The organism is Vibrio paracholerae (genome assembly GCF_037672085.1).
GTDB classification, from domain to species: domain Bacteria; phylum Pseudomonadota; class Gammaproteobacteria; order Enterobacterales; family Vibrionaceae; genus Vibrio; species Vibrio cholerae.
Map to the genome: position 1 here is coordinate 20387 of NZ_JBBHLM010000002.1, position 24969 is coordinate 45355.

General features: G+C 50.8%; 24 protein-coding genes, 1 pseudogene and 1 riboswitch. Of the genes and pseudogenes, 7 read left to right on the plus strand and 18 right to left on the minus strand.

All coding sequences use genetic code 11. From position 1 onward, the window contains the following. Nucleotides 1–8: 8 nt before the first annotated feature. Nucleotides 9–926 (minus strand): glycine--tRNA ligase subunit alpha, encoded by a 918-nt coding sequence (glyQ, locus tag R4537_RS05385; RefSeq protein ID WP_001174901.1) that lies wholly within the window; start codon nt 924–926, stop codon nt 9–11. Between the two features lie 213 nt (nt 927–1139). After that, nucleotides 1140–1250: riboswitch (yybP-ykoY riboswitch) on the plus strand. 91 nt (nt 1251–1341) lie between these two features. On the opposite strand from glyQ, the gene R4537_RS05390 reads away from it, so the two are divergent. After that, complete coding sequence (locus tag R4537_RS05390) at nt 1342–1896, plus strand: TMEM165/GDT1 family protein (RefSeq protein WP_000114372.1); 555 nt, start codon at nt 1342–1344, stop codon at nt 1894–1896. A 105-nt stretch (nt 1897–2001) separates the two neighbouring features. Further along, nucleotides 2002–2259 (plus strand): hypothetical protein, encoded by a 258-nt coding sequence (locus R4537_RS05395; protein ID WP_000957998.1) that lies wholly within the window; start codon nt 2002–2004, stop codon nt 2257–2259. Between the two features lie 86 nt (nt 2260–2345). Here R4537_RS05395 and tusA read toward each other — a convergent pair whose 3' ends face one another. Then, nucleotides 2346–2594 (minus strand): sulfurtransferase TusA, encoded by a 249-nt coding sequence (gene tusA, locus R4537_RS05400; RefSeq protein ID WP_000143765.1) that lies wholly within the window; start codon nt 2592–2594, stop codon nt 2346–2348. Between the two features lie 135 nt (nt 2595–2729). On the opposite strand from tusA, the gene R4537_RS05405 reads away from it, so the two are divergent. Next, nucleotides 2730–2915: a hypothetical protein gene (locus tag R4537_RS05405; RefSeq protein WP_000958278.1), complete on the plus strand. Its 186-nt coding sequence runs from the start codon at nt 2730–2732 to the stop codon at nt 2913–2915. A gap of 162 nt (nt 2916–3077) precedes the next feature. Here the strand turns inward: R4537_RS05405 and acuI are convergent, their stop codons facing one another. The 6 genes and pseudogenes from acuI to ilvG all read right to left on the minus strand — a co-directional run bounded on the left by acuI (nt 3078) and on the right by ilvG (nt 10586). Next, entirely contained in the window at nt 3078–4058 is a 981-nt protein-coding gene (acuI, locus tag R4537_RS05410) for an acrylyl-CoA reductase (NADPH) (RefSeq protein ID WP_000481259.1), read from the minus strand. A 247-nt stretch (nt 4059–4305) separates the two neighbouring features. Beyond that, a pseudogene (ilvA, locus tag R4537_RS05415) lies at nt 4306–5839 on the minus strand (threonine ammonia-lyase, biosynthetic). Between the two features lie 3 nt (nt 5840–5842). Further along, complete coding sequence (gene ilvD, locus R4537_RS05420) at nt 5843–7684, minus strand: dihydroxy-acid dehydratase (protein WP_071178295.1); 1842 nt, start codon at nt 7682–7684, stop codon at nt 5843–5845. A 9-nt stretch (nt 7685–7693) separates the two neighbouring features. Next, the gene (gene ilvE / locus R4537_RS05425; RefSeq protein WP_071178296.1) at nt 7694–8632 is read right to left on the minus strand and encodes a branched-chain-amino-acid transaminase; all 939 of its coding nucleotides are present in this window, start codon (nt 8630–8632) and stop codon (nt 7694–7696) included. Nucleotides 8633–8643: 11 nt separating this feature from the next. Then, nucleotides 8644–8928, minus strand: a complete 285-nt coding sequence (gene ilvM, locus R4537_RS05430) for an acetolactate synthase 2 small subunit (protein ID WP_001190201.1) — start codon at nt 8926–8928, stop codon at nt 8644–8646. Between the two features lie 11 nt (nt 8929–8939). Continuing rightward, nucleotides 8940–10586 carry an acetolactate synthase 2 catalytic subunit gene (gene ilvG / locus R4537_RS05435; protein ID WP_000145258.1) on the minus strand — a complete coding sequence of 549 codons (1647 nt, stop codon included), beginning with the start codon at nt 10584–10586 and terminating at the stop codon, nt 8940–8942. A 533-nt stretch (nt 10587–11119) separates the two neighbouring features. On the opposite strand from ilvG, the gene R4537_RS05440 reads away from it, so the two are divergent. After that, nucleotides 11120–12643 (plus strand): YifB family Mg chelatase-like AAA ATPase, encoded by a 1524-nt coding sequence (locus R4537_RS05440; RefSeq protein WP_071178297.1) that lies wholly within the window; start codon nt 11120–11122, stop codon nt 12641–12643. A 94-nt stretch (nt 12644–12737) separates the two neighbouring features. On the opposite strand, the gene R4537_RS05445 is transcribed toward R4537_RS05440, so the two are convergent. From R4537_RS05445 to R4537_RS05460, 4 genes are all read right to left on the minus strand, one after another. Continuing rightward, entirely contained in the window at nt 12738–13343 is a 606-nt protein-coding gene (locus tag R4537_RS05445) for a thiol:disulfide interchange protein DsbA/DsbL (protein WP_071178298.1), read from the minus strand. A gap of 30 nt (nt 13344–13373) precedes the next feature. Then, nucleotides 13374–14360: a serine/threonine protein kinase gene (locus R4537_RS05450; RefSeq protein WP_000189620.1), complete on the minus strand. Its 987-nt coding sequence runs from the start codon at nt 14358–14360 to the stop codon at nt 13374–13376. A 47-nt stretch (nt 14361–14407) separates the two neighbouring features. After that, nucleotides 14408–15832, minus strand: a complete 1425-nt coding sequence (gene ccoG / locus R4537_RS05455; protein WP_071178299.1) for a cytochrome c oxidase accessory protein CcoG — start codon at nt 15830–15832, stop codon at nt 14408–14410. A gap of 276 nt (nt 15833–16108) precedes the next feature. Further along, on the minus strand, nt 16109–16375 hold the full coding sequence (locus R4537_RS05460; RefSeq protein ID WP_000649654.1) for a YihD family protein: 267 nt from the start codon (nt 16373–16375) through the stop codon (nt 16109–16111). Nucleotides 16376–16527: 152 nt separating this feature from the next. Between R4537_RS05460 and R4537_RS05465 the strand changes: the two genes are divergently transcribed. The 3 genes from R4537_RS05465 (at nt 16528) to trhA (ending at nt 18575) form a co-directional block, all read left to right on the plus strand. Beyond that, nucleotides 16528–16758, plus strand: coding sequence for a hypothetical protein (locus R4537_RS05465; RefSeq protein ID WP_001051796.1), 231 nt, complete (start codon nt 16528–16530; stop codon nt 16756–16758). A gap of 300 nt (nt 16759–17058) precedes the next feature. Next, on the plus strand, nt 17059–17850 hold the full coding sequence (locus R4537_RS05470) for a sporulation protein (RefSeq protein WP_071178300.1): 792 nt from the start codon (nt 17059–17061) through the stop codon (nt 17848–17850). 83 nt (nt 17851–17933) lie between these two features. Beyond that, the gene (gene trhA, locus R4537_RS05475) at nt 17934–18575 is read left to right on the plus strand and encodes a PAQR family membrane homeostasis protein TrhA (protein ID WP_071178301.1); all 642 of its coding nucleotides are present in this window, start codon (nt 17934–17936) and stop codon (nt 18573–18575) included. A 38-nt stretch (nt 18576–18613) separates the two neighbouring features. Here trhA and R4537_RS05480 read toward each other — a convergent pair whose 3' ends face one another. The 6 genes from R4537_RS05480 to def form a co-directional block, all read right to left on the minus strand. After that, nucleotides 18614–19165 (minus strand): DUF3157 family protein, encoded by a 552-nt coding sequence (locus R4537_RS05480; protein ID WP_071178302.1) that lies wholly within the window; start codon nt 19163–19165, stop codon nt 18614–18616. Between the two features lie 11 nt (nt 19166–19176). Beyond that, complete coding sequence (locus tag R4537_RS05485; protein ID WP_000933527.1) at nt 19177–20622, minus strand: TrkH family potassium uptake protein; 1446 nt, start codon at nt 20620–20622, stop codon at nt 19177–19179. 11 nt (nt 20623–20633) lie between these two features. Next, the gene (trkA, locus tag R4537_RS05490; protein WP_000691366.1) at nt 20634–22010 is read right to left on the minus strand and encodes a Trk system potassium transporter TrkA; all 1377 of its coding nucleotides are present in this window, start codon (nt 22008–22010) and stop codon (nt 20634–20636) included. Nucleotides 22011–22071: 61 nt separating this feature from the next. Next, nucleotides 22072–23352, minus strand: coding sequence for a 16S rRNA (cytosine(967)-C(5))-methyltransferase RsmB (rsmB, locus tag R4537_RS05495; protein ID WP_001102805.1), 1281 nt, complete (start codon nt 23350–23352; stop codon nt 22072–22074). A 55-nt stretch (nt 23353–23407) separates the two neighbouring features. After that, nucleotides 23408–24355 (minus strand): methionyl-tRNA formyltransferase, encoded by a 948-nt coding sequence (gene fmt / locus R4537_RS05500; protein ID WP_071178303.1) that lies wholly within the window; start codon nt 24353–24355, stop codon nt 23408–23410. Between the two features lie 17 nt (nt 24356–24372). Beyond that, the gene (gene def, locus R4537_RS05505; RefSeq protein ID WP_000115010.1) at nt 24373–24882 is read right to left on the minus strand and encodes a peptide deformylase; all 510 of its coding nucleotides are present in this window, start codon (nt 24880–24882) and stop codon (nt 24373–24375) included. Nucleotides 24883–24969: the final 87 nt, after the last annotated feature.

Genomic DNA, 24969 nt, shown 5'->3' on the forward strand with positions numbered 1-24969 from the left:
TCTTCCCCTTACTTCTGTTCTGACTTCTTACACATAGGGAAGCCCAGAGCTTCACGGGATGCGTAATAAGCTTCGGCGACCGATTTGGTTAGGTTGCGAATGCGCAGAATGTAGCGCTGACGCTCAGTCACTGAGATCGCTTTGCGTGCATCGAGCAAGTTGAAGGCGTGTGCCGCTTTCAAAATACGCTCGTAGGCTGGCAGAGGCAGTGGCTTTTCAAGCTCTAGCAGATATTTACACTCTTTTTCGCACTGGTCGAAGTAAGTGAAGAGGAAATCCACATCCGCGTGTTCAAAGTTGTAAGTGGATTGTTCAACTTCGTTTTGGTGGAAGATGTCACCGTAAGTTACTTTGCCCAGTGGACCATCGGTCCAGACCAGATCGTAAACCGAATCTACGCCCTGAATGTACATGGCTAGACGCTCAATACCGTAAGTGATTTCGCCGGTCACAGGCTTACACTCAAGACCGCCAACTTGCTGGAAGTAAGTAAACTGAGTCACTTCCATGCCGTTTAGCCACACTTCCCAGCCAAGACCCCAAGCACCTAAGGTTGGGTTTTCCCAGTTGTCTTCCACAAAGCGGATGTCATGCACACAAGGGTCAACGCCCAGTACGCGCAGTGAACCTAGGTACAGCTCTTGAATGTTGTCTGGTGAGGGTTTGATGATCACCTGGAACTGGTAGTAGTGCTGCAGACGGTTTGGGTTTTCACCGTAGCGGCCGTCAGTTGGGCGGCGTGAGGGTTGAACATACGCGGTTGCGATAGGTTCAGGGCCTAATGCTCGTAAGCAAGTCATCGGGTGAGAAGTACCTGCACCCACTTCCATGTCGAGAGGTTGCACAATAGTACAGCCTTGTTGGGCCCAATAATCCTGCAGCGCGAGGATCATACCCTGAAAGGTTTTGATGTCGTATTTTTGCATAGTCAGGTTCGCGCGATTCTTCTGTCTGAATTGATAAAAAATAACACTGAAGTATACCCAGATATTCCCTGACAAAGTAGCGGAAATCTTGCTGAATTAATCGACAATAATTTCTTTTACGCTCATTTTTCCCGACTTTTGTGCCAATTTCTCTCTGAGTCATGGAAAAGTGGGTAACGAGGGTTGCGATTCTGGATTCCGGTGGTTAGAATTCGCTCCGTCTTTGGGGAGTAGCTGGTCGCTAAGTTTTCAACTTGGTGATTCACACATCAACATATTTGGTACTCAATTACCATGGTGTGTGAGACCTGAGCCTTCAGGTTTAGCAAGACCTTAGACAAACAACGCGAACTGGGATAGGGCGTGATTGTTTGTCTACGGTTCGATAATAAATCCCTGTCCCACAGAGCATGTCATGAGCGTTTTAGCTATTTCGATTACTACTGTGGCTTTAGCCGAGATCGGGGATAAAACCCAGCTGTTATCCTTGTTACTCGCCAGCCGTTACCGTAAACCCATTCCGATTATTGCCGCCATTTTTCTTGCGACGTTAGCCAATCATGCACTGGCCGCTTGGTTAGGTGTGGTGGTGGCGGATTATCTTTCTCCCGACATTTTAAAATGGGTGTTGGTGGTCAGTTTCCTTGCGATGGCGGGTTGGGTTCTCATCCCAGATAAATTGGATGGAGAAGAGTCTATCTCTACTCGCGGTCCTTTTGTGGCAAGTTTTATTGCCTTCTTTATGGCTGAAATTGGCGATAAAACCCAAATTGCCACCTCGATTTTAGGGGCGCAGTATGCCGATGCCCTAAGCTGGGTGATTGTTGGGACGACCTTAGGTATGTTGCTTGCGAATGTTCCAGTGGTGCTGATTGGTAAATTGTCCGCCGACAAAATGCCGCTGGGTTTGATCCGTAAAGTAACGGCAGGGTTATTCTTGCTAATGGCACTGGCTACGGCGTTTTTTTGAGTCGTAACGCGCGGATTTCGACTGTGCAGCGTGACCTATCACCCATCCTGATGTGGATTATCATGCTAGGGTATGAGCAGGGTTCAAGAGTAAGAGGACACCATTATGCTGACTCGTTACATGGGGATGACACCAAAAAGCCAGAGTTACTTATTCAGTTTTGGCTTAGTGTTAACGTTACTCGGTATGGCGTTAACCGATTTATGGATGCCGATGGTGGTGGGCGCGATTGTGATGACGGCGTTAGCGGTCGAATCTTGGATTCGCGTTGCCCATATTATTCCGCTGCACGATGAAGTGCGAGCGCTGCAAAAACAACTCAATAGATTGCAAGCCGATCTGCGTAACCTCGAAGAAGAGTAAATCAGATTGCTATCAAAAAAGACTGCCTCGGCAGTCTTTTTTATTGTCATCCCTAAAGCACCGTTTTTAGCGGTGGTGATTGTTTGTTAGGCCAACCCTTTTTTAATCAAGTACTGATAGGGCAGTTGGTCGATCTGCGCACCGAGTAATTGGTGATCCATAAAGCGGCAAAAGCTGGGAATATCACGCGTGGTGGAGGGGTCATCGGCCGTAACCAATAACACTTCGCCGTCTTGCATCGTACGAATGGTTTTCCTGACCATCATCACTGGCTCTGGGCAGCGTAATCCTTCTGCTTCTAAAGTATGCGTGGCAATGTTCGGATTGAAAGTCATGCTAAAACCTGTTGGGTGTCACAATTAAGGCGTAGATGATACTGGTGGAGAAAAATTATTCAATAATCGCTTGGCAAAAGGATCATTTTGTTATAACTTCTTTAACAAGTTAGTAACAAGTTAGGCGGGGGAATGATGTTAACCACACTCGATAGACTGACCATCTATGCCGTTTTGTGTTTTATTTCCTTGTGTGCTTTGGGCTTGGGAGAGACCACACAAGCTCAATTGATGCCAGTGTTAGGTACCGCTGCCTCCATCTTTGGTATTTGGCTAGAGATGCGTAGCGAACAAGACACCACTCAGCAACCACATCGTTAACCAACGTGACTGACTACGCTCAATTACATTCCGACACTATCCCCATTTTTCTTGGGCTTCCCCGCTGAAAGGCGGGATTTTTTTGCCTGCCATTTAGACGTTCAAAATGAGAAACCCGCCAACAGTGCGGGTTTCTTTCCATTCGAATCAATACGTTTTGGCTTAGAGTTTAACGACCACGCGGCCTGTCACTTGGCCATTAGTAATCGCTTCGGCGTATTCTGGTACTTGTGACAAGCTGATTTCGTGGCACGCTTGAGCGTAGTAGCTTGCAGGCAATAACTCCGCCAGCTTCTTCCATGCAGCAAGGCGTTTCTCGACAGGGCAAGAGACGGAGTCAACGCCCTGTAAACGTACATTGCGCAGGATAAATGGCATGACTGTGGTCGGCAGATCAAAACCACCCGCTAGACCACAAGCGGCAACGACCCCGTTATAGTGCATTTGTGCCAGCACTTTTGCTAACACTTTACTGCCTACGGTATCGACCGCACCAACCCAGAGCTGTTTTTCGAGCGGTCTGGAGGCTTCACTAAATTCTTGGCGATCGATAACGCGCGAGGCACCGAGTTGTTCTAAAAGAGGGCCATTCTGTGCTACGCGTCCTGTCACCGCCACGACCTTATAGCCAAGCTGAGCAAGTAAAGTGACGGCGACAGAGCCGACACCGCCACTGGCTCCGGTGACTAAGATTTCGCCATCTTGCGGTTTGATGCCACCGTCAATCAGTGCCTGCACACACAACATAGCGGTAAAGCCTGCAGTACCAATCATCATGGCTTGTTGGCTGGTTAAGCCTTGTGGCAATTTCACCAACCAATCGGCATTTAATCGCGCTTTTTGCGCCATGCCCCCCCAATGATTTTCACCCACACCCCATCCGGTCAGAACCACGGCATCACCGACTTGATAACGCGCATCGGCTGATTCCAATACTGTGCCTGCAAAATCAATCCCCGGAACCATAGGAAATTCACGGATAATTTTGCCTTTGCCAGTAATGGCGAGACCATCTTTGTAATTGAGCGAAGAGTAGTTGACCGCTACCGTCACATTGCCTGCGGGCAGCTGATCATCGTTAATTTGAGTGACCGTCGCGTGAGTGGTTTTGTCTTGTTGAGTAAGCAGCAACGCGTTGAACATATGGGATTTCCCTCTGTTATGCCTTTTCTACCTGAATGGACAAGTAGTCGGGTATGAATGGTAAAGCCAAGCGAAAGCGAGGAGTATGCCAGCCTATCTATGGAGCGGACTGGATATAGAACAAGTTTTAGCAAGAATTGGTCAGGAATGAAATGGTTGATTTTTCAACACTTGACCTTGGCCACTTCGCTCGACGCTGATGGCTCGCCGGTAAAGAGAAAGAGCCCCACATAAGGTGGGGCGAAGATTATTTAGCTAGGAAGAAACGATACGCAGGGTTATCGGTTTCATCTTTATAGCGATAACCGAGTTCAACCAAATGCTCTGAAAAGCGCACCAGGTCTGGTGTGTCCAGTTCAAAACCACACAGTACGCGGCCGTAGTCTGCGCCGTGGTTGCGGTAGTTGAACAAGCTGATGTTCCAGTGGGTGCCGAGCATGCTCAAGAATTTGAGCAGTGCACCGGGGTATTCAGGAAACTCAAAGCTGTACAAACGCTCGGTTAGTGGTTTGGAAGGGCGACCACCAATCATGTAGCGAATGTGCAGCTTGGCCATTTCATCATCGGAGAGATCTTGCACCGGATAGCCGGATTGGCGCAGCTCGTGAATGATCGATTTCAGCTCTTCTGGACCGCCCACTAAGCGCACCCCGACAAAAATATTGGCCTGTTGGTCGTCACTGTAACGGTAGTTAAATTCGGTGACGGCGCGGTTACCAATAATTTGGCAGAAGTCGAAAAACGCCCCTTTGCGTTCTGGAATGGTCACCGCCAGTAAGCCTTCGCGTTTTTCACCCAGTTCGCAGCGCTCCGACACATAACGCAAACCGTGGAAGTTGGTGTTGGCGCCAGAAAGTACCGTCCCCAACTGTTTGCCTTTGAGCTGCTGCTGTTCGGCAAATTTCTTTAGTCCCGCCAGCGCCAATGCGCCAGAAGGTTCAGCGATGGCGCGCGTATCTTCAAAAATGTCTTTCACCGCCGCGCAGATTTCATCACTGGACACCGTCACGTGGCCATCAATGTATTGCTGGCAAAGGCGAAAGGTTTCATCGCCAATTCGTTTTACTGCGACACCATCAGCAAACATGCTGACTTGATCCAGCACCACAGGTTTACCCGCATCCAAAGCGGCTTTGAGGCAGGCAGAGTCTTCCGGTTCAACCGCGATGACTTGGATCTCCGGCATCAACTGTTTGACCAGAACCGCCACGCCCGCCGCTAAACCACCGCCACCGACCGGCACAAAAATGTAATCCAAATGACCGTTTTGCTGCAGCATTTCCATGCCAATCGTGCCTTGACCGGCAATCACCAAAGGGTGATCGAACGGAGGCACAAAGGTGTAGCCTTGCTCTTTGGATAAACGTTCGGCTTCGGCTTTGGCTTCATCGAAATTGCTGCCATGCAGCAGCACTTCGCCGCCAAAGCCGCGTACCGCTTCAACTTTAATGTCTGGCGTGGTGCGTGGCATGACAATCGTGGTTTTTGATGCCAAGTTTAGTCCCCGACAGCGCCATACCTTGGGCATGATTGCCTGCGGAAGCGGCAATCACGCCCGCGGCTTTTTGTGCTTCGCTGAGGTGCGACACCATGTTGTAAGCACCGCGCAGTTTAAACGAGTGTACTGGCTGGCGATCTTCACGTTTGATCTGCACTTGGTTACCAATCCGCGCCGAAAGACGCGGCATGGTTTGCAATGGCGTGACGTTCGCTACCTCATACACCGGAGAGCGCAAGATCTGGCGCAGATACTCTGCGCCAGTTTGATTGGTTAACCCCATGGCTTAGCCCTCAAGTTTGGACTTATCGCGCACTGCACCTTTGTCGGCGCTGGTTGCCATGCTGGCATAAGCTTTCAGCGCCAAAGAAACGGTACGCTGGCGATCCACTGGTTTCCAGCCGAGTTTATCTTGTTCAGCGCGGCGAGCTGCTAGCTCAGATTCGCTGACTTCGAGCGTGATCGAACGGTTGGGAATATCAATCGCGATGCTATCGCCACTGCGTACCAAGCCAATCGTACCGCCATTCGCCGCTTCCGGAGAGGCGTGACCAATCGACAAGCCGGACGTACCACCGGAGAAGCGGCCATCGGTCAGTAGCGCGCACTGTTTACCCAGTCCCATCGATTTGAGGTAAGTGGTTGGGTAGAGCATCTCTTGCATGCCCGGACCGCCTTTTGGCCCTTCATAACGAATAACCACGACGTCACCGGCTTTGACTTGGCCGCCAAGAATGCCGCTGACCGCATCCTCCTGACTTTCATACACCACAGCAGGACCACGGAATTTGAGGATACTTTCATCCACGCCAGCGGTTTTTACGATGCAGCCGTCAATCGCCAAGTTGCCTTTGAGTACGGCAAGGCCACCATCTTGACTGAAAGCGTGCGCTTTATCGCGAATACACCCCTCTTGGCGATCGTCATCGAGCGTATCCCAACGACAATCTTGTGAGAAAGCTTGAGTAGTGCGAATGCCAGCAGGGCCTGCGCGGAACATAGTATGTACCGCTGGATCGTTGGTTTGCTTCACATCGTATTGTGCCAGCTGCTCTTGCAGCGAAATGCCGAGTACGGTGCGGGTTTGATCCTTGAGTAGGCCTGCACGTTGCAGCTCACCCAAAATGCCCATTACGCCGCCCGCGCGGTGTACATCTTCCATATGGTATTTCTGAGTCGAAGGCGCGACTTTACATAAGTGTGGTACTTGGCGAGACATGCGATCGATATCAGTCATATCAAATTCCACGTCGCCTTCCTGCGCAGCGGCCAACAGATGTAACACCGTGTTGGTGGAGCCGCCCATCGCAATATCCAGCGCAATGGCGTTTTCAAACGCGGCTTTGTTGGCAATGTTGCGTGGCAAAACTGAGGCATCATCTTGCTCGTAGTAACGTTTGGTCAGCTCAACAATCCGTTGCCCTGCGGTCAAAAACAGCTGTTTGCGATCGGCATGCGTGGCGAGCAGTGAGCCGTTGCCCGGCTGAGAGAGACCCAGCGCTTCAGTCAAACAGTTCATCGAGTTGGCGGTAAACATCCCTGAGCAAGAGCCACACGTTGGGCACGCCGAGCGTTCGATCTGCTCACTCTGGGCATCCGATACTTTGGGGTCAGCGCCTTGGATCATGGCATCGACCAAGTCGAGCTTGATGATTTGGTCAGAAAGTTTGGTTTTTCCCGCTTCCATCGGGCCGCCAGAGACGAAAATCGCCGGGATATTGAGGCGCATTGCCGCCATCAGCATTCCCGGAGTGATTTTGTCACAGTTGGAGATACACACCATGGCATCGGCGCAGTGCGCGTTAACCATGTACTCGACGGAATCGGCGATCAGTTCACGCGATGGCAGCGAGTAGAGCATGCCGCCGTGACCCATGGCGATCCCGTCATCGACCGCAATGGTGTTGAATTCTTTGGCAATGCCGCCCGCGGCTTCAATTTCGCGCGCAACCAGTTGGCCGAGATCTTTTAAATGCACATGGCCGGGAACAAATTGAGTGAAGGAGTTGACCACTGCAATGATCGGTTTACCAAAATCTTCCTCTTTGACGCCAGTGGCGCGCCATAATGCGCGCGCACCCGCCATGTTACGTCCGTGTGTGGTGGTGGCGGAACGGTACTTAGGCATGGAAACTCCTTACTTTTCTGCTGGGTAAACGTAATCCAACCAGCCCCACTTATCTTCCGTGGTGCCTTTGAACAGACCAAAGTAAGCATCTTGTACCACTTTGGTGATGGGGCCGCGTTTTCCTGCGCCTACGGAAATCATATCCACGCTACGCACGGGAACCACTTCGGCTGCGGTGCCGGTCATGAAAATTTCGTCGGCCAGATAGAGCGCTTCGCGGGAGATGTTGGCTTCGCGCACTTCATAACCCATGTCGCGCGCCAGCGTCATGATCGAATCACGGGTGATGCCCGGTAGGATGGAGCTGGTGGTCGGTGGGGTCAGGATCACGCCGTTTTTCACCACGAAAATGTTTTCGCCCGCACCTTCAGAAAGATAACCATCGACACTCAGCGCGATGCCTTCCGCGTAACCGTGGCGACGTGCTTCACCACCAACCAGTAGAGAAGATAGGTAGTTACCACCCGCTTTTGCCGCGGTTGGAATGGTGTTCGGTGCCGCACGATGCCAGCTTGAAACCATGGCATCCACGCCATTTTCTAGTGCTTCTTCGCCAAGGTAAGCCCCCCAAGGGAAAGCGGCAATCATCAGATCCATTTCGGTGCCGACTGGCGGACACACGCCAAGACCCACGTTACCCACATACGCCAATGGGCGAATGTAAGCGTTATCGAGTTTGTTGACGCGCAAGGTTTCGCGCGTCGCTTCCATGATGGTCTCAATCGAATAGGGGATTGGGAAGCGGTAAATTTTGGCTGAATCAAGCAGGCGCTGCGCGTGTTCGCGATGGCGGAAGATGATAGGGCCTTTTGGCGTGTTGTAGCAGCGAACGCCTTCAAACACCGAAGTGCCGTAGTGCATTGCATGGGTGAGTACGTGAACGGTCGCATTCGCCCATGGGATCATTTCGCCATTGAACCAAATGTAATCAGCTGTTTTTGTTGCCATGATTGCCTTCCTTATGCACAAATCTTTTGTTGTAAGTTGTTATTGGGCAGCTCGTCATTTCTGATCGCTGTGACTTCCACAGTACGCACATCCCACAGTTTTTCAATTTGATTGGTCAGGGTCGTGATCGGTCTGTCACTGTCGACAATGATCTCAACGCTGGCGATTTTACTTTCATGATTTTGGGTTGCCGCGACTTGCTTGATGACAAATCCACGATGGCGCGTCACGCGCAACACGCGCTCTAATAACACCGGTTTATCGTCCGCTTTAATATCGAGTAGATAACGTTGCATGTGGCCTCTCCTTAGGTGTTCTCAAGCATGTCGGTATTGGATGCGCCCGGTGGCACCAGTGGCCACACGTTCTCTTCTTCATCAATCAGCACGTGCAGCAGATAAGCGGTTTTGCTGGCCAGCATTTCACGCAGCGCAGGTTCCACTTCTTCTTTGCGGCTGATGGTTTTGCCGGGGATGTTGAAGGCTTTGGCCAGCATCACGAAATCTGGGTTGTCATCCAAAATGGTTTCGCTGTGGCGACCATCAAAAAACAGTGATTGCCATTGGCGCACCATGCCCAAACGTTGGTTATCCAGTAGCACCATTTTGACGGGGATCTGGCGACGCTTGAGTGTGCCAAGTTCTTGCACGTTCATCATGAAAGAACCATCACCACTGATCAGGATCGATTGATCGTCAGGACGCGCAACCGCAGCACCCATTGCTGCCGGTAAACCAAAGCCCATGGTGCCAAGGCCTGCGGACGAGATGAAGTTTTGTGGTGCGCGTGGCTGAATGTGCTGCGCGGCCCACATTTGGTGTTGGCCAACGTCGGTCGAGACAATCGAAGAGTCCGGCATCATGTCCGACAGTTGCTTGAGCAGCAGTGGTGCGAAGATGTTGTCGCCCGGATGATCGTAGCGCCATTTGAACCCGCTACGCAGGCTCTCACTATGATGCACCCAAGGTGAAATATCGTGGCTCAGTTCCAACTGCGGCAGGATGAGGTTGATATCACCGCGCAGTGCAGCATGGGCATGACGCAGTTTGTTGAACTCGGCGGCATCGATATCGACATGGATCACTTTGGCGTGAGGCGCAAAGGTATCGAGCTTACCTGTCACGCGGTCATCGAAACGCGCGCCAACCGCGATCAGCAAATCACACTCTTGCACGATCAAGTTTGCCGCTTTGGTGCCGTGCATGCCGAGCATGCCAAGATAGTGTGGGTCGTGACGTTCAATGGTTCCTAAGCCTTTGAGTGTGCTCACTGAAGGCATAGGATTGAGGCGTAAAAACTCACGCACTGTGTTTGTGGCATTTGCCAGTTGCACACCACCACCGACATACAATACTGGGCGCTTACTTTGCGCGAGCAGCGCTTGTGCGTTGGCTAGCTGCGTTGCATCCACATGTGGCATAGCGGGTGGGGTAAAGCTTGGCAAAGCGGAGACCGGCGCTTTGCCGAGCTGTACGTCTTTGGCGATATCCACCAACACTGGGCCGGGACGACCGGTCTGCGCGACTTCAAACGCTTCGGCTAACGTGGGGGCTAGCTCGTTGATGTCGGTGACTAAGTAGCTGTGCTTGGTACAAGAGAGCGACATGCCGATCACATCCATCTCTTGAAACGCATCAGTACCAATGTGTGAGCTGGCAACTTGGCCAGTGATGGCGACGAGCGGAACCGAATCAAGAAAGGCATCCGCCAAACCTGTCACCAAGTTGGTGGCGCCGGGGCCAGATGTGGCCATGCACACCGCCACTTTCTGCGTTGAGCGCGCCATACCAATCGCGGCCATGGCCGCACCTTGTTCATGGCGGCAGAGGATGTGCTCAACACCTCCGTCATACAGCGCATCATAAATCGGCATGATAGCGCCGCCAGGGTAACCAAAAACGGTTTTGATGCCCTGTTGTTTCAATGCGGCAACGACTAACTGTGCTCCGGTCATCGTGCCTCCTTATGGCAACAATACGTGTCGCTGCCTTCCTGTGTGTTGTGTTTGCACTTCATGTGCCGCTCCCATTCTTCCTGCGTATTCTGGGGATATTCCAATGGATAAGTACTGACCTGTATCTATCCGAGCTTGGGTATAACCTGTTCAGAATGTGCTTTTTTTAGTCTGTCTGAGTTGTAAAAAAACCCCCGGACTTTTCAGTGCGGGGGTTTTTTTGGATTTGGTTACTTATTTTTCGCCCACTCGCCCCCGCGTCGTCACTAGAATGACCACGATAATTAGGTTAATTAGAGCGTTGATGCGAGCGTTCAAGTTCATAGTAAAGTCGTTTTTTAGGGTTGAACTAATATCTTACCAATGTGTTTGCGCTTCTAGTGTTAACACACATCTTCGTTACATGACAAGCAAAAACTCATTCTTTTTTCACATTCCCGTTTTATCTCACCACGCTATATAACCCATTCTGTGCTTTTTATCGCCACTTATTCAGGCGCTGAAGGCTTTTTGATCAAATACTAAGGGATGCAATGGGACTTGCGATCATTCATAGCCGCGCCAGTATTGGCGTGCAGGCACCTCCGGTCACGGTTGAGGTTCACATCAGTAACGGGATGCCGGGGTTTACCTTGGTAGGATTGCCAGAAACCACAGTAAAAGAGTCGCGCGATAGGGTGCGCAGCGCGATCATCAATTCTCGCTTTGAGTTTCCAGCAAAGCGCATTACGGTCAATTTAGCCCCAGCCGATTTACCCAAAGAGGGGGGACGTTTTGATTTGCCGATTGCACTCGGCATTTTGGCGGCCTCGGATCAAATTGCGCGAAATAAGCTCGAAAGTTACGAATTTATCGGCGAATTGGCGCTATCGGGCGAAATTCGTGGCGTGAAAGGGGTTTTGCCTGCCGCGCTCGCGGCTAACCAAGTGCAGCGCTGTTTGGTGGTGCCGCACAGTAATGGCGATCAGGCGGCTTTGGTCGGGGTTGAGCGGCATAAGTCGGCGCAAAGCTTACTCGAAGTGTGTGCAGACTTGTGTGGTCAGCAAACTCTATCTTTGTTTCAAAGTTCGCCCAGTGTGCAACAAGTGAGTCAGACGCGCGATCTGCAAGACATCATAGGTCAGCAGCAGGGAAAACGAGCTTTGGAAATCGCTGCGGCTGGTAATCACAACCTATTGTTTCTCGGCCCTCCGGGGACGGGTAAAACCATGCTCGCTTCACGGCTGTGCGATTTACTGCCAGAAATGAGTGATGAAGAGGCAATGGAAACAGCCTCGATTGCCTCTCTCACGCAGCAAGAGATAAACCAACACAACTGGAAATTGCGCCCTTTTCGTGCGCCGCATCATTCAAGCTCAATGGCGGCTTTAGTCGGGGGCGGCACCATTCCGCGCCCCGGTGAAATTTCTCTTGCCCATAATGGACTACTGTTTTTGGACGAAATGCCGGAGTTTGAGCGTAAAGTGCTTGATTCACTGCGTGAACCGCTGGAATCGGGGGAGATCGTGATTTCTCGCGCGCAGGGGAAAACCCGTTTTCCGGCGCGCTTTCAATTGGTCGGCGCGTTAAATCCAAGCCCCACGGGCTACTACGAAGGCAGTCAGGCCCGTGCCAATCCGCAGAGTATTTTGCGTTATTTGAGTCGGCTTTCAGGCCCTTTGTTGGATCGCTTTGATATGTCAATTGAGATCCCAGCGTTACCCAAAGGTACGCTCGCCAATGGGGGCGATCGTGGTGAATCGACGGCAGCTGTGCGCCAGCGAGTGTGGGTAGCGCGTGAGCGTATGTTGGCGCGAGCGGGCAAAGTGAACGCTTTGCTGCAAAGCCGAGAAATTGAACAGTATTGCCCTTTGCTTAAAGCGGATGCGGAATTTCTAGAAAGCGCGCTGCATCGCTTGGGTTTATCGATTCGGGCTTACCATCGCATCATTAAAGTGGCGCGAACCATAGCGGATTTGCAAGGTGAAGCGCAGATCGCTCGTCCACATCTTGCCGAGGCGTTGGGCTATCGAGCCATGGATCGCTTACTCAAACAGCTAACTGCTCAAAATGTGTAGAAAAAATTAAGGAGCCGTTGGCTCCTTAATCGTGGTCAATGTTTATCTGCTAGCTCAGCTTGACGCAGCATCGCCAAGTCGCTTGGGATAAATATTATTGTTTTTTGGTGAGTAAGAAGTTCACTAGTGCGAAATATTCATCCAGCGTTTTTACCGCTTGACCTTGTACCAAATAACGGTTGTTAACAACAACGGCAGGTACACCAGTTAGGCCGCTATCTTGGAACTGTTTATCAAAACGGCGCACCATTGAATCCACGGCAAAGCCGTTGTAAGCCGCATCAAATTTCTCGGCATCAATCCCTTCATCTAGAAAGATTTGGCGCAGTTCTTGTTCATCTTTTGGTGGCTTACGCAGAGTGTGGATGCGGTTAAACATCACTGGCACCATTTTATCTTCCACTTTCAGCGTAATCATGGTCGCGTACGCTTTGCTCATCGCTTGCCCCATGTTACCACCCATGAAAGAGACGTGGTTTTTCTCGAATTTTGCATCTTTCGGCAGTTGCTGCTTCAACTGAGCAATAATGGGTTCGAAAGTGTTACAGTGCGGGCAGTAAAATGAGAAGAACTCACTGACGACTGGTGAAGAAGAAGCGGGTGTTTTTAACACTTGGTAGTGTTCACCTTCTTTAAATTGAGCCGCATAGGCTGACACGCTTAACATCAGAGTTGCAACCAGTGCAAACAGCTTTTTCATGACTTTCTCCATTGGATTTATTGTGTTGGCTTACCACTGCGGCTGCAATGATAACGGGGGTTCTTGTAAAGTGGCAATCTGCTCTTTAAAAGCGAGGATCTGATTCTCCCAGTATTTCGCGTCATTAAACCACGGAAATGCGATTGGAAAAGCCGGATCTTGCCAGCGTTTGGCGAGCCATGCCATGTAGTGCACCATGCGTAGACCACGTAAAGGCTCGATTAGTTTCAATTGTTGAGGATTAAAATCGCAAAACTCTTGGTAGCCTTCCAAAACGATATCTAATTGGATCAGTTTGTCTTGGCGATCACCATGCAACAGCATCCAGAGATCTTGAATGGCAGGGCCGTTACGTGCGTCATCCAGATCGACAAACATCGGGCCATCGCGCCATAAAATATTGCCGGGGTGGCAGTCTCCGTGCAGACGGATCTGAGGCTGGGTGGGTACCCAATGCTGCTTGATTTCAGCAATCAAAATATCGAGATCGTGAAAAAAGACCCGCTGCAAATGGGCAGGAATGCAGTGACTGTACTCCAAGGTATGTCTGGGTTGATGTAAGTATTCATCCAGCGACAGAGTTGGGCGGTGGAGAAAGGGTTTACTTGCTCCGACTTTGTGAATGCGCCCCAGAAAGCGGCCAACCCACTCTAAGTGTTCCTCATTATCCACTTCGTATTGGCGACCGCCCATGCTGGTAAACAGGGCAAAACGGTAGCCTTGATAGTGGTGTAGCGTCGCGCCATTGAGTCTCAGCGGCGGGACGATCGGGATCTCTTCTTGTTCCAGTTCGAGCGCGAAATCATGCTCTTCTTGGATCTGCTCATCGGTCCAACGTTGTGGGCGATAAAATTTCACCACAAAGCGGCGACGCTCTTCATCGGTAAACTGGTAGACGCGGTTTTCATAGCTGTTGAGTGGCAAAAAGCCTGACTCAGCACGAATGCCGATACTTTCCAGCGCGTACCAAATCAGATCGGGAGTTAAAGCATCAAAATGAAACGTGGCTTGGGTCATTGAATAAAAAGGGCTCATTACTGAGCCCTTTACCATACTGGTGAGTGTCAGAGCTTTTGAATAAATCGGCTCTCGACTTCAAGGGTAAATTGGTGGCTTTCGTCGTGCAGTATAAACTGAATTGTCGTGACCGCAGAGCTGAGATTTTCTGGTTTGGCTCCGAGCGTCATCGGGAGATTGAGTACTTCACCCGGTTGCACAACCACACTTTGTTTGCCGTACCAAGAGACCGGATCCAATCCTTTCACCGACAGCTGATAGGTCTGTGGCTGCTGGGTTTTGTTGATCACCTTGAGGTTGTAAGTGTTTTCAATTTCGCCCGAGCTGTTGGTTCTAAACAGTTGAGTGCGATCGCGAAGAACGGTTAACCCCGCGGGATCCACGGCGGCCACTTGAGCAAAGAACAAGCCAATCATGACCAAGAACACCGCTCCATAACCGAGCAGTTTGGGGCGCATCACTTTGGTGTGTTTGCCAGATAGGCGATGTTCTGTGGTGTAGCTGATCAGCCCTTTCGCGTAGCCCATGCGTTCCATGGTGTTGTCACAAGCATCAATACACGCACCGCAGTTGATGCACTCATACTGCAAGCCGTCACGAATATCGATACCGGTTGGGCAGACTTGCACGCAGAGATCGCAATCAATACAGTCGCCTAAACCGAGCGCTTTGGGATCCGCTTTGCGAGAGCGTGGCCCACGTTGTTCGCCGCGCGCGACATCGTAGCCGACAATAAAGGTATCTTTATCGAACATGGCGGATTGGAAGCGCGCATATGGGCACATGTGAATACACATGATTGAGCGCATCCAGCCGGCGTTGCCGTAAGTACAAAGGGCAAAAAACAGTACCCAAAACACCGGCCAGAACGCAGCACTTAAAGTAAAGAAGTCGATCACCAGTGCGCGAATGGGCACAAAGTAGCCGACAAAAGTGAAACCAGTGACTAAGGCAATCGCCAACCAAGCGATATGCTTTAAGGTTTTACGCGCCACCAGTTCTGCCGTCATCGGACTGTTGTCTTGTTTGCGTCTTTTGTTGGCATTGCCTTCGAGTTTTTCTTCAAACCAGATGTACATAAACGTCCACACGGTTTGCGGGCAGAGATAACCACACCAGACACGGCCTAAGAAGGTAGTGATAAAGAACAGGCCGAAGGCGGCGATCATAAACAGCAGCGCTAGTAAGGTCAGATCTTGTGGGTAGAGGGTAGTTCCGAAGAAGTTAAATTGCTGGTGGCCGATATCGAGCAAGATGGCTTGCCGAGCGCCATAAGAGATCCAAGGAACCAACCCAAATAACAGCAGCAGAAACCAGCCACCATAACGGCGCAGTTTCTGGTAGGTGCCTTTACTTTCACGAACATAGATGTGATTACTTGGGTTAAAGCGATCCCCGCCTTGCCCTTTGTGGGTCTTGGGGTTGAACACTTTGGGAGTCACATCTTTAACATCGATTTTATCCTGACTCATGACACTATCCTTTTCAGGCATTCGGTGTGATTTCTTTTGTTCACACTCAAATACATTGCTCATTCCCTCTTAAAGGCTGATGTAAGAGGGGACTGATGGTTTTTTAGGCCGTAAGTATAGCGTCAATCAAACGTTTATTTCTTTAAGGCAATCAACCTTTAACAACAAATTTCCTTACAATTCTTCACCCTATTAACGACTTGATAAAAAAGCGGCTTTCGCCGCTTGCCCATTTTGGGGTTGGATGTGGGCTGCCGAACAACGTTATCAGCAGAATTACTTGATGATGCCTCGCGCACGTAAAATGGCGGTTTTGAAATCATCTTCATAATCTTTTTTAAGTCCCGGGATCACCGCATCTTTCGCGCTGTTACGCATCTTGAGATGGTAAATCAGCACATCATCGGTCAGATCTTCGAGAGCACCTTGGTAACCCGCTTCTTGAGCCAGTTTAAGCAAGAATTGAATTAAGTTGAGCTCGGAATCTTTGTGCCATTCAGGCTCAAGCAGTTGCAGTAGTTCTTCTACACGATGACATTTCATGACTTTCTCCACAATTTTTATATACCCTTCCTACTTGAAGCGGCAGGGGGGGCTACGTTCGTTCTCCCCAATCACATAGTCTATCTATGCTCATGGGGACTCACTCACTTGCCGCCTACCTGCAACTCCAAGTTGTTTGGGTATAGTGATTTGTGGCTAAAGGTATCAAAAGCGCTGAGCAATACCAATTCGCAGGGAAGAAAAAAGCGCAGGTTTTACTGCGCTTTTCAATTAAGCTGCCTGAACCACTTTGGTTTCGGGGGATGCGGTCAACGCATTTCTTTCAACCAGCGTGGGGGCTGTTGCTGTTTTTTTCGCAACGGGAGCCACTGCAAAACCACTGCGGCGACGCATTGCACTACGGTTTGTATTTGAAAACCTGACGGTTGTTGGGCGCATGACATAACCTAACTGTCAGGCATATCCATTGCCGATGCTACACCCTGGCTCATTATGAGTGGCTCTTGAGTACAGGACGTAACCGAGATTCACTCTTTTGGCGATTGCCGATCCGAACAATGAGACAGGAATAATGATATGCGTTCATATCGCAAATAGAGTAGCACCAGTTACTAAAATGATCGATAGTTGACCAATTTTGCGTAATATTTATTTTCAACTGCGTGGATTGAGTGAGACAAGGGTTAGCCCTTACTATGCAATTCTCACAACAGGAGGTGTCTATGTCGTTTATCAAGAAAACCCTCGCCAGTTTTGGGATTGGCTCTGCGAAAGTCGATTCGGTATTGCAGCAGGAAGTGCTCTATCCCGGCCAATCCGTTAAGGTCATCATCCATGTTTATGGCGGCGCAACAGCGCAAGTCATTGATAATATCGAGCTCAAACTTTGTTGCCGTTATATTGCGGAAGTGGCGGATGAGCGCGGTCAGCAACAAGGCCAGTCAATGCGCCGAGTTCCTCATACCTACACCTTAGCCAACTGGTCTTTGCCGTATGCCTTTACGATTGAGGCGGGTGAAACGCGTAATTTTGATATCGAACTCAGCATCCCTTGGAATACCCCAGTGACGATAGGGGATGCCAAAGTCTGGTTGGAGACTGGATTAGATATTGCGCTGGCGCTGGATCCTACCGATAAGGACATTCTCACCGTGCGCCCTGAGCCGATGATGGATGGTATTTTTAGTGCGCTGGAAGCACAAGGTTTACGTTTACGTCAGGTTGAGTGTGAGCAAGCCAAAGGCTTCGCACTGCCTTTTGTGCAAGAGTTCGAATTTGTCCCTACCACGGGGCCATTTCAAGGCCGCTGGCGTGAAGTTGAAATCGTGGCTTATCGTGATCCTGAAGCCTTACAGCTCTGGTTTGAGGTCGATCGTTATCAACGAGGCGCATCCGGCATGTTGGCCAGCTTGCTAGGGCGTGGTGAGCTCAAGCGACATCTCACTTTATCTGCGCACACATCACCACAGGAAGCCGGGGAGCAAGTGTTGGCGTTTCTTGATCGCAGCTGCTGATCACGCGGTATGAATTTTTAGCTAACACCTGTAAGCTCAATGTGCGATACTAAAGCCAAGTTTCAGACTCGGATTGAGTGAGCATGTCGAACAGTTATGGCTTTAAAGAAGAAGTGGCCAATGCGATAAGTCATGGCGTTGGCCTTATCTTAGGGATAGTTGGTTTAGTGCTGCTGTTGGTCAAAGCGGTGGATCAGCAAGCCGATGTATTGACCATTACCAGCATGAGCATTTATGGCGGCAGTATGATTGCGCTATTTTTGGCTTCTACGCTGTACCACGCTATCCCTTATCAACGTGCAAAACGTTGGCTAAAAACCTTTGATCACTGTGCTATTTATCTATTGATTGCGGGCAGTTATACGCCATTTCTACTGGTCAGCTTGCGCACACCACTGGCGGTTGGTTTGATGATTGTGATCTGGTCGCTCGCGCTTATTGGCATTCTGATGAAAATTGCTTTTGTCTACCGCTTCAAAAAGCTCTCTTTGGTGACGTATCTGACCATGGGTTGGCTTTCGCTGATCGTGATTTACCAGCTTGCTATTCATCTTGAGGTGGGAGGGCTCACTCTGCTGGCGGCGGGTGGACTTATCTATTCACTCGGGGTGATTTTCTACGTCGCCAAACGGATCCCTTACAACCATGCCATTTGGCACGCTTTTGTGCTGGCGGGATGCGCATGCCATTTCTTGGCCATTTATCTGTATGTCGAGCCGATTTAGCTTTGACGGATAAGATAGATAAAAGAGGAAACGCGCATTTAGCGCGTTTCAATCTGTTTGATGGTAGCGTGTAGTGTGTACTGACTCTGCTCTGCGAGGTTTAACTCCAGTGGTTTACCTTCCACCGAAGTGCGCGGGCGCAAATAGGTTTCCGACATACGTTTGATCGACTGCCAAATCGTCACTTCCTGCTCTTCACTCCACACGCCTTGTGCATCCTGTACTCGAATCGCGAGACGAACCGCAATCACTGACTGACTACTCTGGTTGGTGATGGCACTGCTCAGTTTGAGTTTTCCATGCTCATAGCGCGGAGCGCTCAGTACCACATCGACGCCTGAATCACTGAGTTGCAAAACAGGGCGATGATCACCCACAGTGATTGTCACACCACTCAATGTCGGTTGAGCGATCACCGGTGCAGCGAGCACGAGAGGAGTCAGCTCGTTTGTCTGCTGAGTCTCTTGTGGCACATACTGCCAAGTAAAGTCATCGTTGAGCTGAATATAGCGGCCATCCTTGAGCTGTACGGTTTCACCTGCCCAAGTGGATAAGCTCACTATGCTGGCTGCCAATATGAGTTTTTTCATTATGTTTCCTTTTAGTGACGCCAGAATGCAGGGAAAAAGAGCACTAAAATCGTCAGAATTTCTAAACGTCCCATCAACATTCCAAAGCTCAAGAGCCATTTGGCGGCATCCGGTAGAGGGGCAAAGTTACCCGTTGGGCCAATGATGCTGCCCATACCTGGACCCACGTTAGCCACGGCAGTGACCGCGCCAGAGATACTGGTCACCGAATCCAATCCCATTGCCGATAACGCGCCAGCCAGTACCACGATAGTGATGAAAAACGTCAAGCCAAAGGCGACTACGGAGCGGATGATCTCTTCATTGACCGGGCGCTTGTTATAGCGCTGGATAAAAATGCCAGAAGGGTGGATGAGGTTCAGCAGTTGCTTTTTGAGCAGTGCCATCGCGATTTGGAAACGAAAGACCTTAATTCCGCCAGAGGTAGAGCCCGAGCAAGCGCCGGCCATCAATAGGAAGGCAAAAATGGTTGAGGGGAGCGCGCCCCACGCGGTGAAATCATCCAGACCATAGCCCGTGGTTGTGACGACGGAGACAATGTTAAACATCGAAACTCGCAGCGCATCCAATATCGCGTAATCGTTTTTGAGCCACAACCAACCTGCGACCAGCAAACTGGAGATCATAAAGAGCCAGAAGAAGCCGCGTACCTGCTCATCTTTGAGTAGGGCTCGTGCACTCTGTTTGCGCAGAGCCTGCACAAACAGTAAAAATGGCAGGCCGCCGAGAAACATAAAGAGTGTGCCAACCCAGTGCGCGCCGTGTGAGAAGCGGTTCATCGAGCTATCACTGGTCGAGTAGCCGCCGGTGGAAAGCGTGGTAAAGGCGTGATTAATCGCTTCAAACGGCGTCATACCCGTGGCGATATAGCTCAAAAAACAGAGCCCAGTCAAAACCAGATACACCGCCACAATGTTTTTCGCGACGGTTTTCGCGCGCGGGCTGCTTTTATCCGACCAATCAGACGATTCGGTTTGGAACAGCTTCATCCCCCCAACGTTGAGCATCGGCAACACCGCTACCGCCATCACGATAAAGCCCACCCCACCTAACCATTGCAAAATGGAGCGCCATAGCAAAATACTGGGCGGCATATCATCTAGGCCACTGAGTACCGTGGAGCCTGTGGTGGTAAGGCCGGACATGGTTTCAAAATAGGCATCGGTAAAGCTGATGTGGTTGATAAACACAAAAGGCAGAGCAGCAAATGCGCTGGCAATTGTCCATACCAAGCTGGTGATCAGGAACATATCACGTACGTTGAGCCGAAAATGTTCAGTGCGACCGATACTTAAGCAGAGAAACGCCACCAGATGGGTAATGATGACGGCTTGCGCGAAATCGAGAAAACCGCCGCTGCCAGTAAAAAATGCCACTAGAGTCGGCACGTACATGAATAGGGCTAGCTTAGACAGTACCAGCCCGATGATAAACGTAATTGGGCGTAAGTTGAGCATAGCGCCAACCTTTACAAGAAGAATGGGCTCGGCTGGAATAGCGTTTCCACGTCGGGCACATATTTTTTATCGACCAAGAACATGACGACGTGATCGTCTTGCTCGATGACAGTGCGGTCATGGGCAATCAGCACTTCTTCGCCCCGCACAATAGCGCCAATTGTCGTGCCCGGAGGCAGTTTAATATCGCCCACCGCTCGTCCTACTACCTTAGAGGTTGATTCATCGCCATGGGCGATCGCTTCAATTGCTTCTGCCGCTCCACGGCGTAATGAAGAGACGTTGACAATATCGGCGCGGCGCACGTGAGTGAGTAGCGCAGAAATGGTCGCTTGCTGCGGGGAGATCGCCACATCAATCACACCGCCTTGGACTAAATCGACATAGCCGCTGCGCTGGATAAGCACCATGGCTTTCTTGGCTCCCATGCGTTTGGCAAGCATGGCCGACATGATGTTGGTTTCATCTTCATTGGTGAGGGCGATAAACACATCGACCTGATCGATATTCTCTTCAGACAGCAGCTCTTGGTCCGCGGCATCTCCACAAAAGACGATGGTATTTTCCAACTGTTCAGATAACTGTTCCGCACGTTGGTAATTGTGTTCAATCAGCTTAACGCTGTAAGTTTGCTCTAAGCGTTTAGCGAGGCTGGCGCCTATGTTACCGCCGCCGACAATCATGATCCGACGATACGGTTTTTCAAGGCGCTGCAACTCACTCATCACCGAGCGAATATGGTTACTCGCGGCGACGAAAAACACTTCATCATCCGCTTCAATAATGGTGGTGCCTTGCGGACGAATTGGGCGTCCCTGACGGAAAATCGCCGCCACGCGAGTATCGATGTGCGGCATGTGATCGCGCAGGGCAGAAAGGGCGTTACCAACCAGTGGACCACCGTAATACGCTTTGACGGCCACCAAGCTGACTTTTTCTTCGGCGAAGCTCACCACTTGCAGCGCGCCCGGATACTGGATCAAGCGCTCGATATAGCTGGTGACCAGTTCTTCCGGTGCAATCAGGTGATCGACCGGGACCGCGCCAGATTGAAACAGCGCTTCTTTTTCAGCGAGATATTGCGGAGAGCGGATACGCGCAATCCGGTTGGGCGTGTTAAACAGAGTAAAGGCGACCTGACAAGCGGCCATGTTGGTTTCATCGGTATTGGTGACCGCGACCAGCATGTCAGCATCTTGTGCGCCAGCTTCGCGTAGCACATCAGGGTGGCTGGCGTGGCCATTGACTACACGCAAATCATATTTATCTTGTAAATCGCGCAGTCGGTCAGCGTTTTTATCGACCACAGTAATGTCGTTGTTTTCGCCTACCAAGTTTTCAGCGAGCGTGCCGCCGACTTGTCCTGCACCAAGAATGATGATTTTCATAACTTGTTCTCTTTGTTTGCTCACGCCCAAGGTGAGTTGTGGCTCACCTTGGTTGACCGAATCAGTGCTGTTTGCTTAATACGGCGTAATAGAAACCGTCCATCGCTTCCTCTCCGGGAAGGATTTGGCGGCCGGGCTGCGCGGGATCGGAACCCACTAAGCGCGCATCTGGCGTGCGTTCAAGGAACGCTTTGACCTGTAGGCGGTTTTCTTGTGGTGTGATCGAACACGTTGCGTAGACCAAACTACCACCGGGTTTGAGTTGTTGCCACATCGCATCCAAAATTTCGCGCTGTAGCTCGGCTAATGCCGCGATATCGTCTGCGCGGCGCAGCCATTTGATGTCGGGATGGCGGCGAATCACGCCGGTCGCCGAACAAGGCGCATCCAACAAGATGCGGTCAAACTGTTCGCCTTGCCACCACTGTTGCGGGTAACGCGCATCGCCACAAATCACTTGCGCAGTGAGCTGTAAACGCTGCAGGTTTTCTCGCACGCGTTTGAGGCGAGTTTCATCACAATCAATCGCGACGACTTGGCTCTCTGGTGTGCGCTCCAAGATGTGCGCAGTTTTGCCACCGGGGGCAGCGCAGCAATCTAAAATCAGCTCTCCTGCTTGCGGTGCAAGGTAAGTCAGTGCTAACTGCGCAGCGGCATCTTGTACTGAAACCCAACCTTCAGCGAAACCCGGCAGTTGGTGTACATCGCAAGGCGTTTCTAAGCACAGCGCATCTTCGGCTTGCGCATGAGGCGTAGTGACGATGCCAGCTTGTTCGAGCAGGGCTTGATACTCAGCACGAGTATGGTGCTGATGGTTGACGCGTAGCCACATCGGCGCTTTGCTGTTGTTGGCTTCAACAATCTGTTGCCACTGCTCTGGGTAGCTCTCTTTGAGCAATTTCAATAACCAGCCCGGATGGCCGTAGCGCCCAGCATCATGGCTGGTGGCTTGAGCATCTAAGCCTTCTTGGTCACGCTGATAGTTACGCAGCACCGCATTGATCAAGCCACGCAGACGAGGGCCTTGCAAATCTTGCGCGCCTTCGACGGTTTCCCCTACCGCAGCATGGGCGGGAATGCGCATAAAGCTCAGTTGGTATAAGCCAACGAGGATTAGGAAGTGGAATACGCGTTGTTTGCCTTTCAACGGTTTTTCCATCAGAGCTTGGCTGATGGATTCCAAACGCGGCAATTGGCGCAAAACGCCGTAGCAGATCTCTTGCAGCAGGGCGTGATCGCGTGGGCGAATTTGCTGCTGAGCCGCAGGCAAAGCATTGGACAGTGAGTGCCCTAAATCAACCACTTGGTAAAGAGCCGACGCAGCAGCGGCGCGAACATTCATAATAAAACCTAAACAAAAAGCCAAACCCTAGCCATCCATCGGCTAGGGTTCAGGATTAACTGAGTTGGGAACCGACACTAAACCAGTCGGCACGCGCATTGAGAATATCTTGTACCGGTAAGGCTTTTTTGCCCGGAATTTGTAGGCTTTCGAGCACCAACACGCCTTGTCCGGTTGCGACGTAAATGCCGCTTTTATCGGCTTGGACAATGGTGCCCGGAGCTTGAGTCACCGCGTGGGGTTCCACTTGGGCTTGCCAGACTTTGATGCTGTTTTCCGCCACCTCAAAATGGCTCATCGGCCATGGATTAAAGGCACGAATACAGCGCTCAATGTGTGTCGCTGCATCACTCCAGTTAATACGTGCTTCTTCTTTGCTGAGTTTATGCGCGTAGTTCGCCAATCCATCATCTTGTTTGACCGCAACCGCTGTGCCTTGAGCGATATCTTGTAAGCACTCAAGCAGCGCTTGTGGACCAAGTTCTGCCAGTTTGTCGTACATCGAGGCACTGGTGTCGCTCGCTTCGATCGGTAGCGTCGCGATTTTCAGCATATCGCCGGTATCAAGGCCGACATCCATCTGCATGATGGTGACGCCAGTTTCGCTATCACCCGCCCAAATGGAGCGCTGGATCGGCGCAGCACCCCGCCAACGCGGCAGAATCGAACCGTGCACATTAATACAGCCAAGTTTAGGTGTATCCAAAACTACTTTAGGCAGTAGCAAGCCGTAAGCCACGACCACCATTAAATCGGCGTTGAGTGCGGCAAGTTGTTGTTTAGACTCGTCTGATTTAAAGTTTTCTGGCTGATAAACCGGAACGTTGTGCTCAAGTGCAAGGGTTTTGACTGGGCTAGCGGTGAGTTTTTTGCCGCGCCCCGCTGGGCGATCCGGTTGGGTGTAGACCGCAATAATCTCATGCTCCGAAGACAATAACGCCGCCAAGTGACGGGCGGCGAAATCCGGAGTACCTGCAAAGACAATACGTAGTGATTGGCTCAAGGTTACCTCACAGTAATTTATTTTTTCTCATTGAAGCGTTTGATTTTCTCTAGCTTCTCTTTGATGCGGTTGCGTTTGAGTGGTGACAGATAGTCAACAAACAGTTTGCCCGCGAGGTGATCGAGTTCGTGCTGTACACAGATAGCCAGCAGGTCATCTGCATCAAACTGGTACTCTTGACCATTGCGATCCAGCGCTTTTACGGTTACTTCTGCGGCGCGAGGCACTAAAGCTCGCGCACCCGGGACGGACAAACAGCCTTCTTCAATGCCATCTTCACCGCGCTTTTCGATGATCTCTGGGTTAATCAACACCATAGGCTGATCGCGAGTTTCAGAAATATCGATCACCACGATACGTTGGTGAATATCGACTTGGGTCGCCGCTAAACCGATGCCTTCTTCGGCATACATGGTTTCCAACATATCATCGACGATTTGTTGGATTTCTGGGGTGACTTGTTCGACCGGTTTCGCAACGGTACGCAGTCGATCATCTGGGAATGTTAATACTTGCAATACAGACATATACACTCGAAATGTTGAACTGTGCCGAAACAGCTTAATGTGTGTTGGCTCAATTCTAGACATTTTATGACCCAAATGACAGCATCC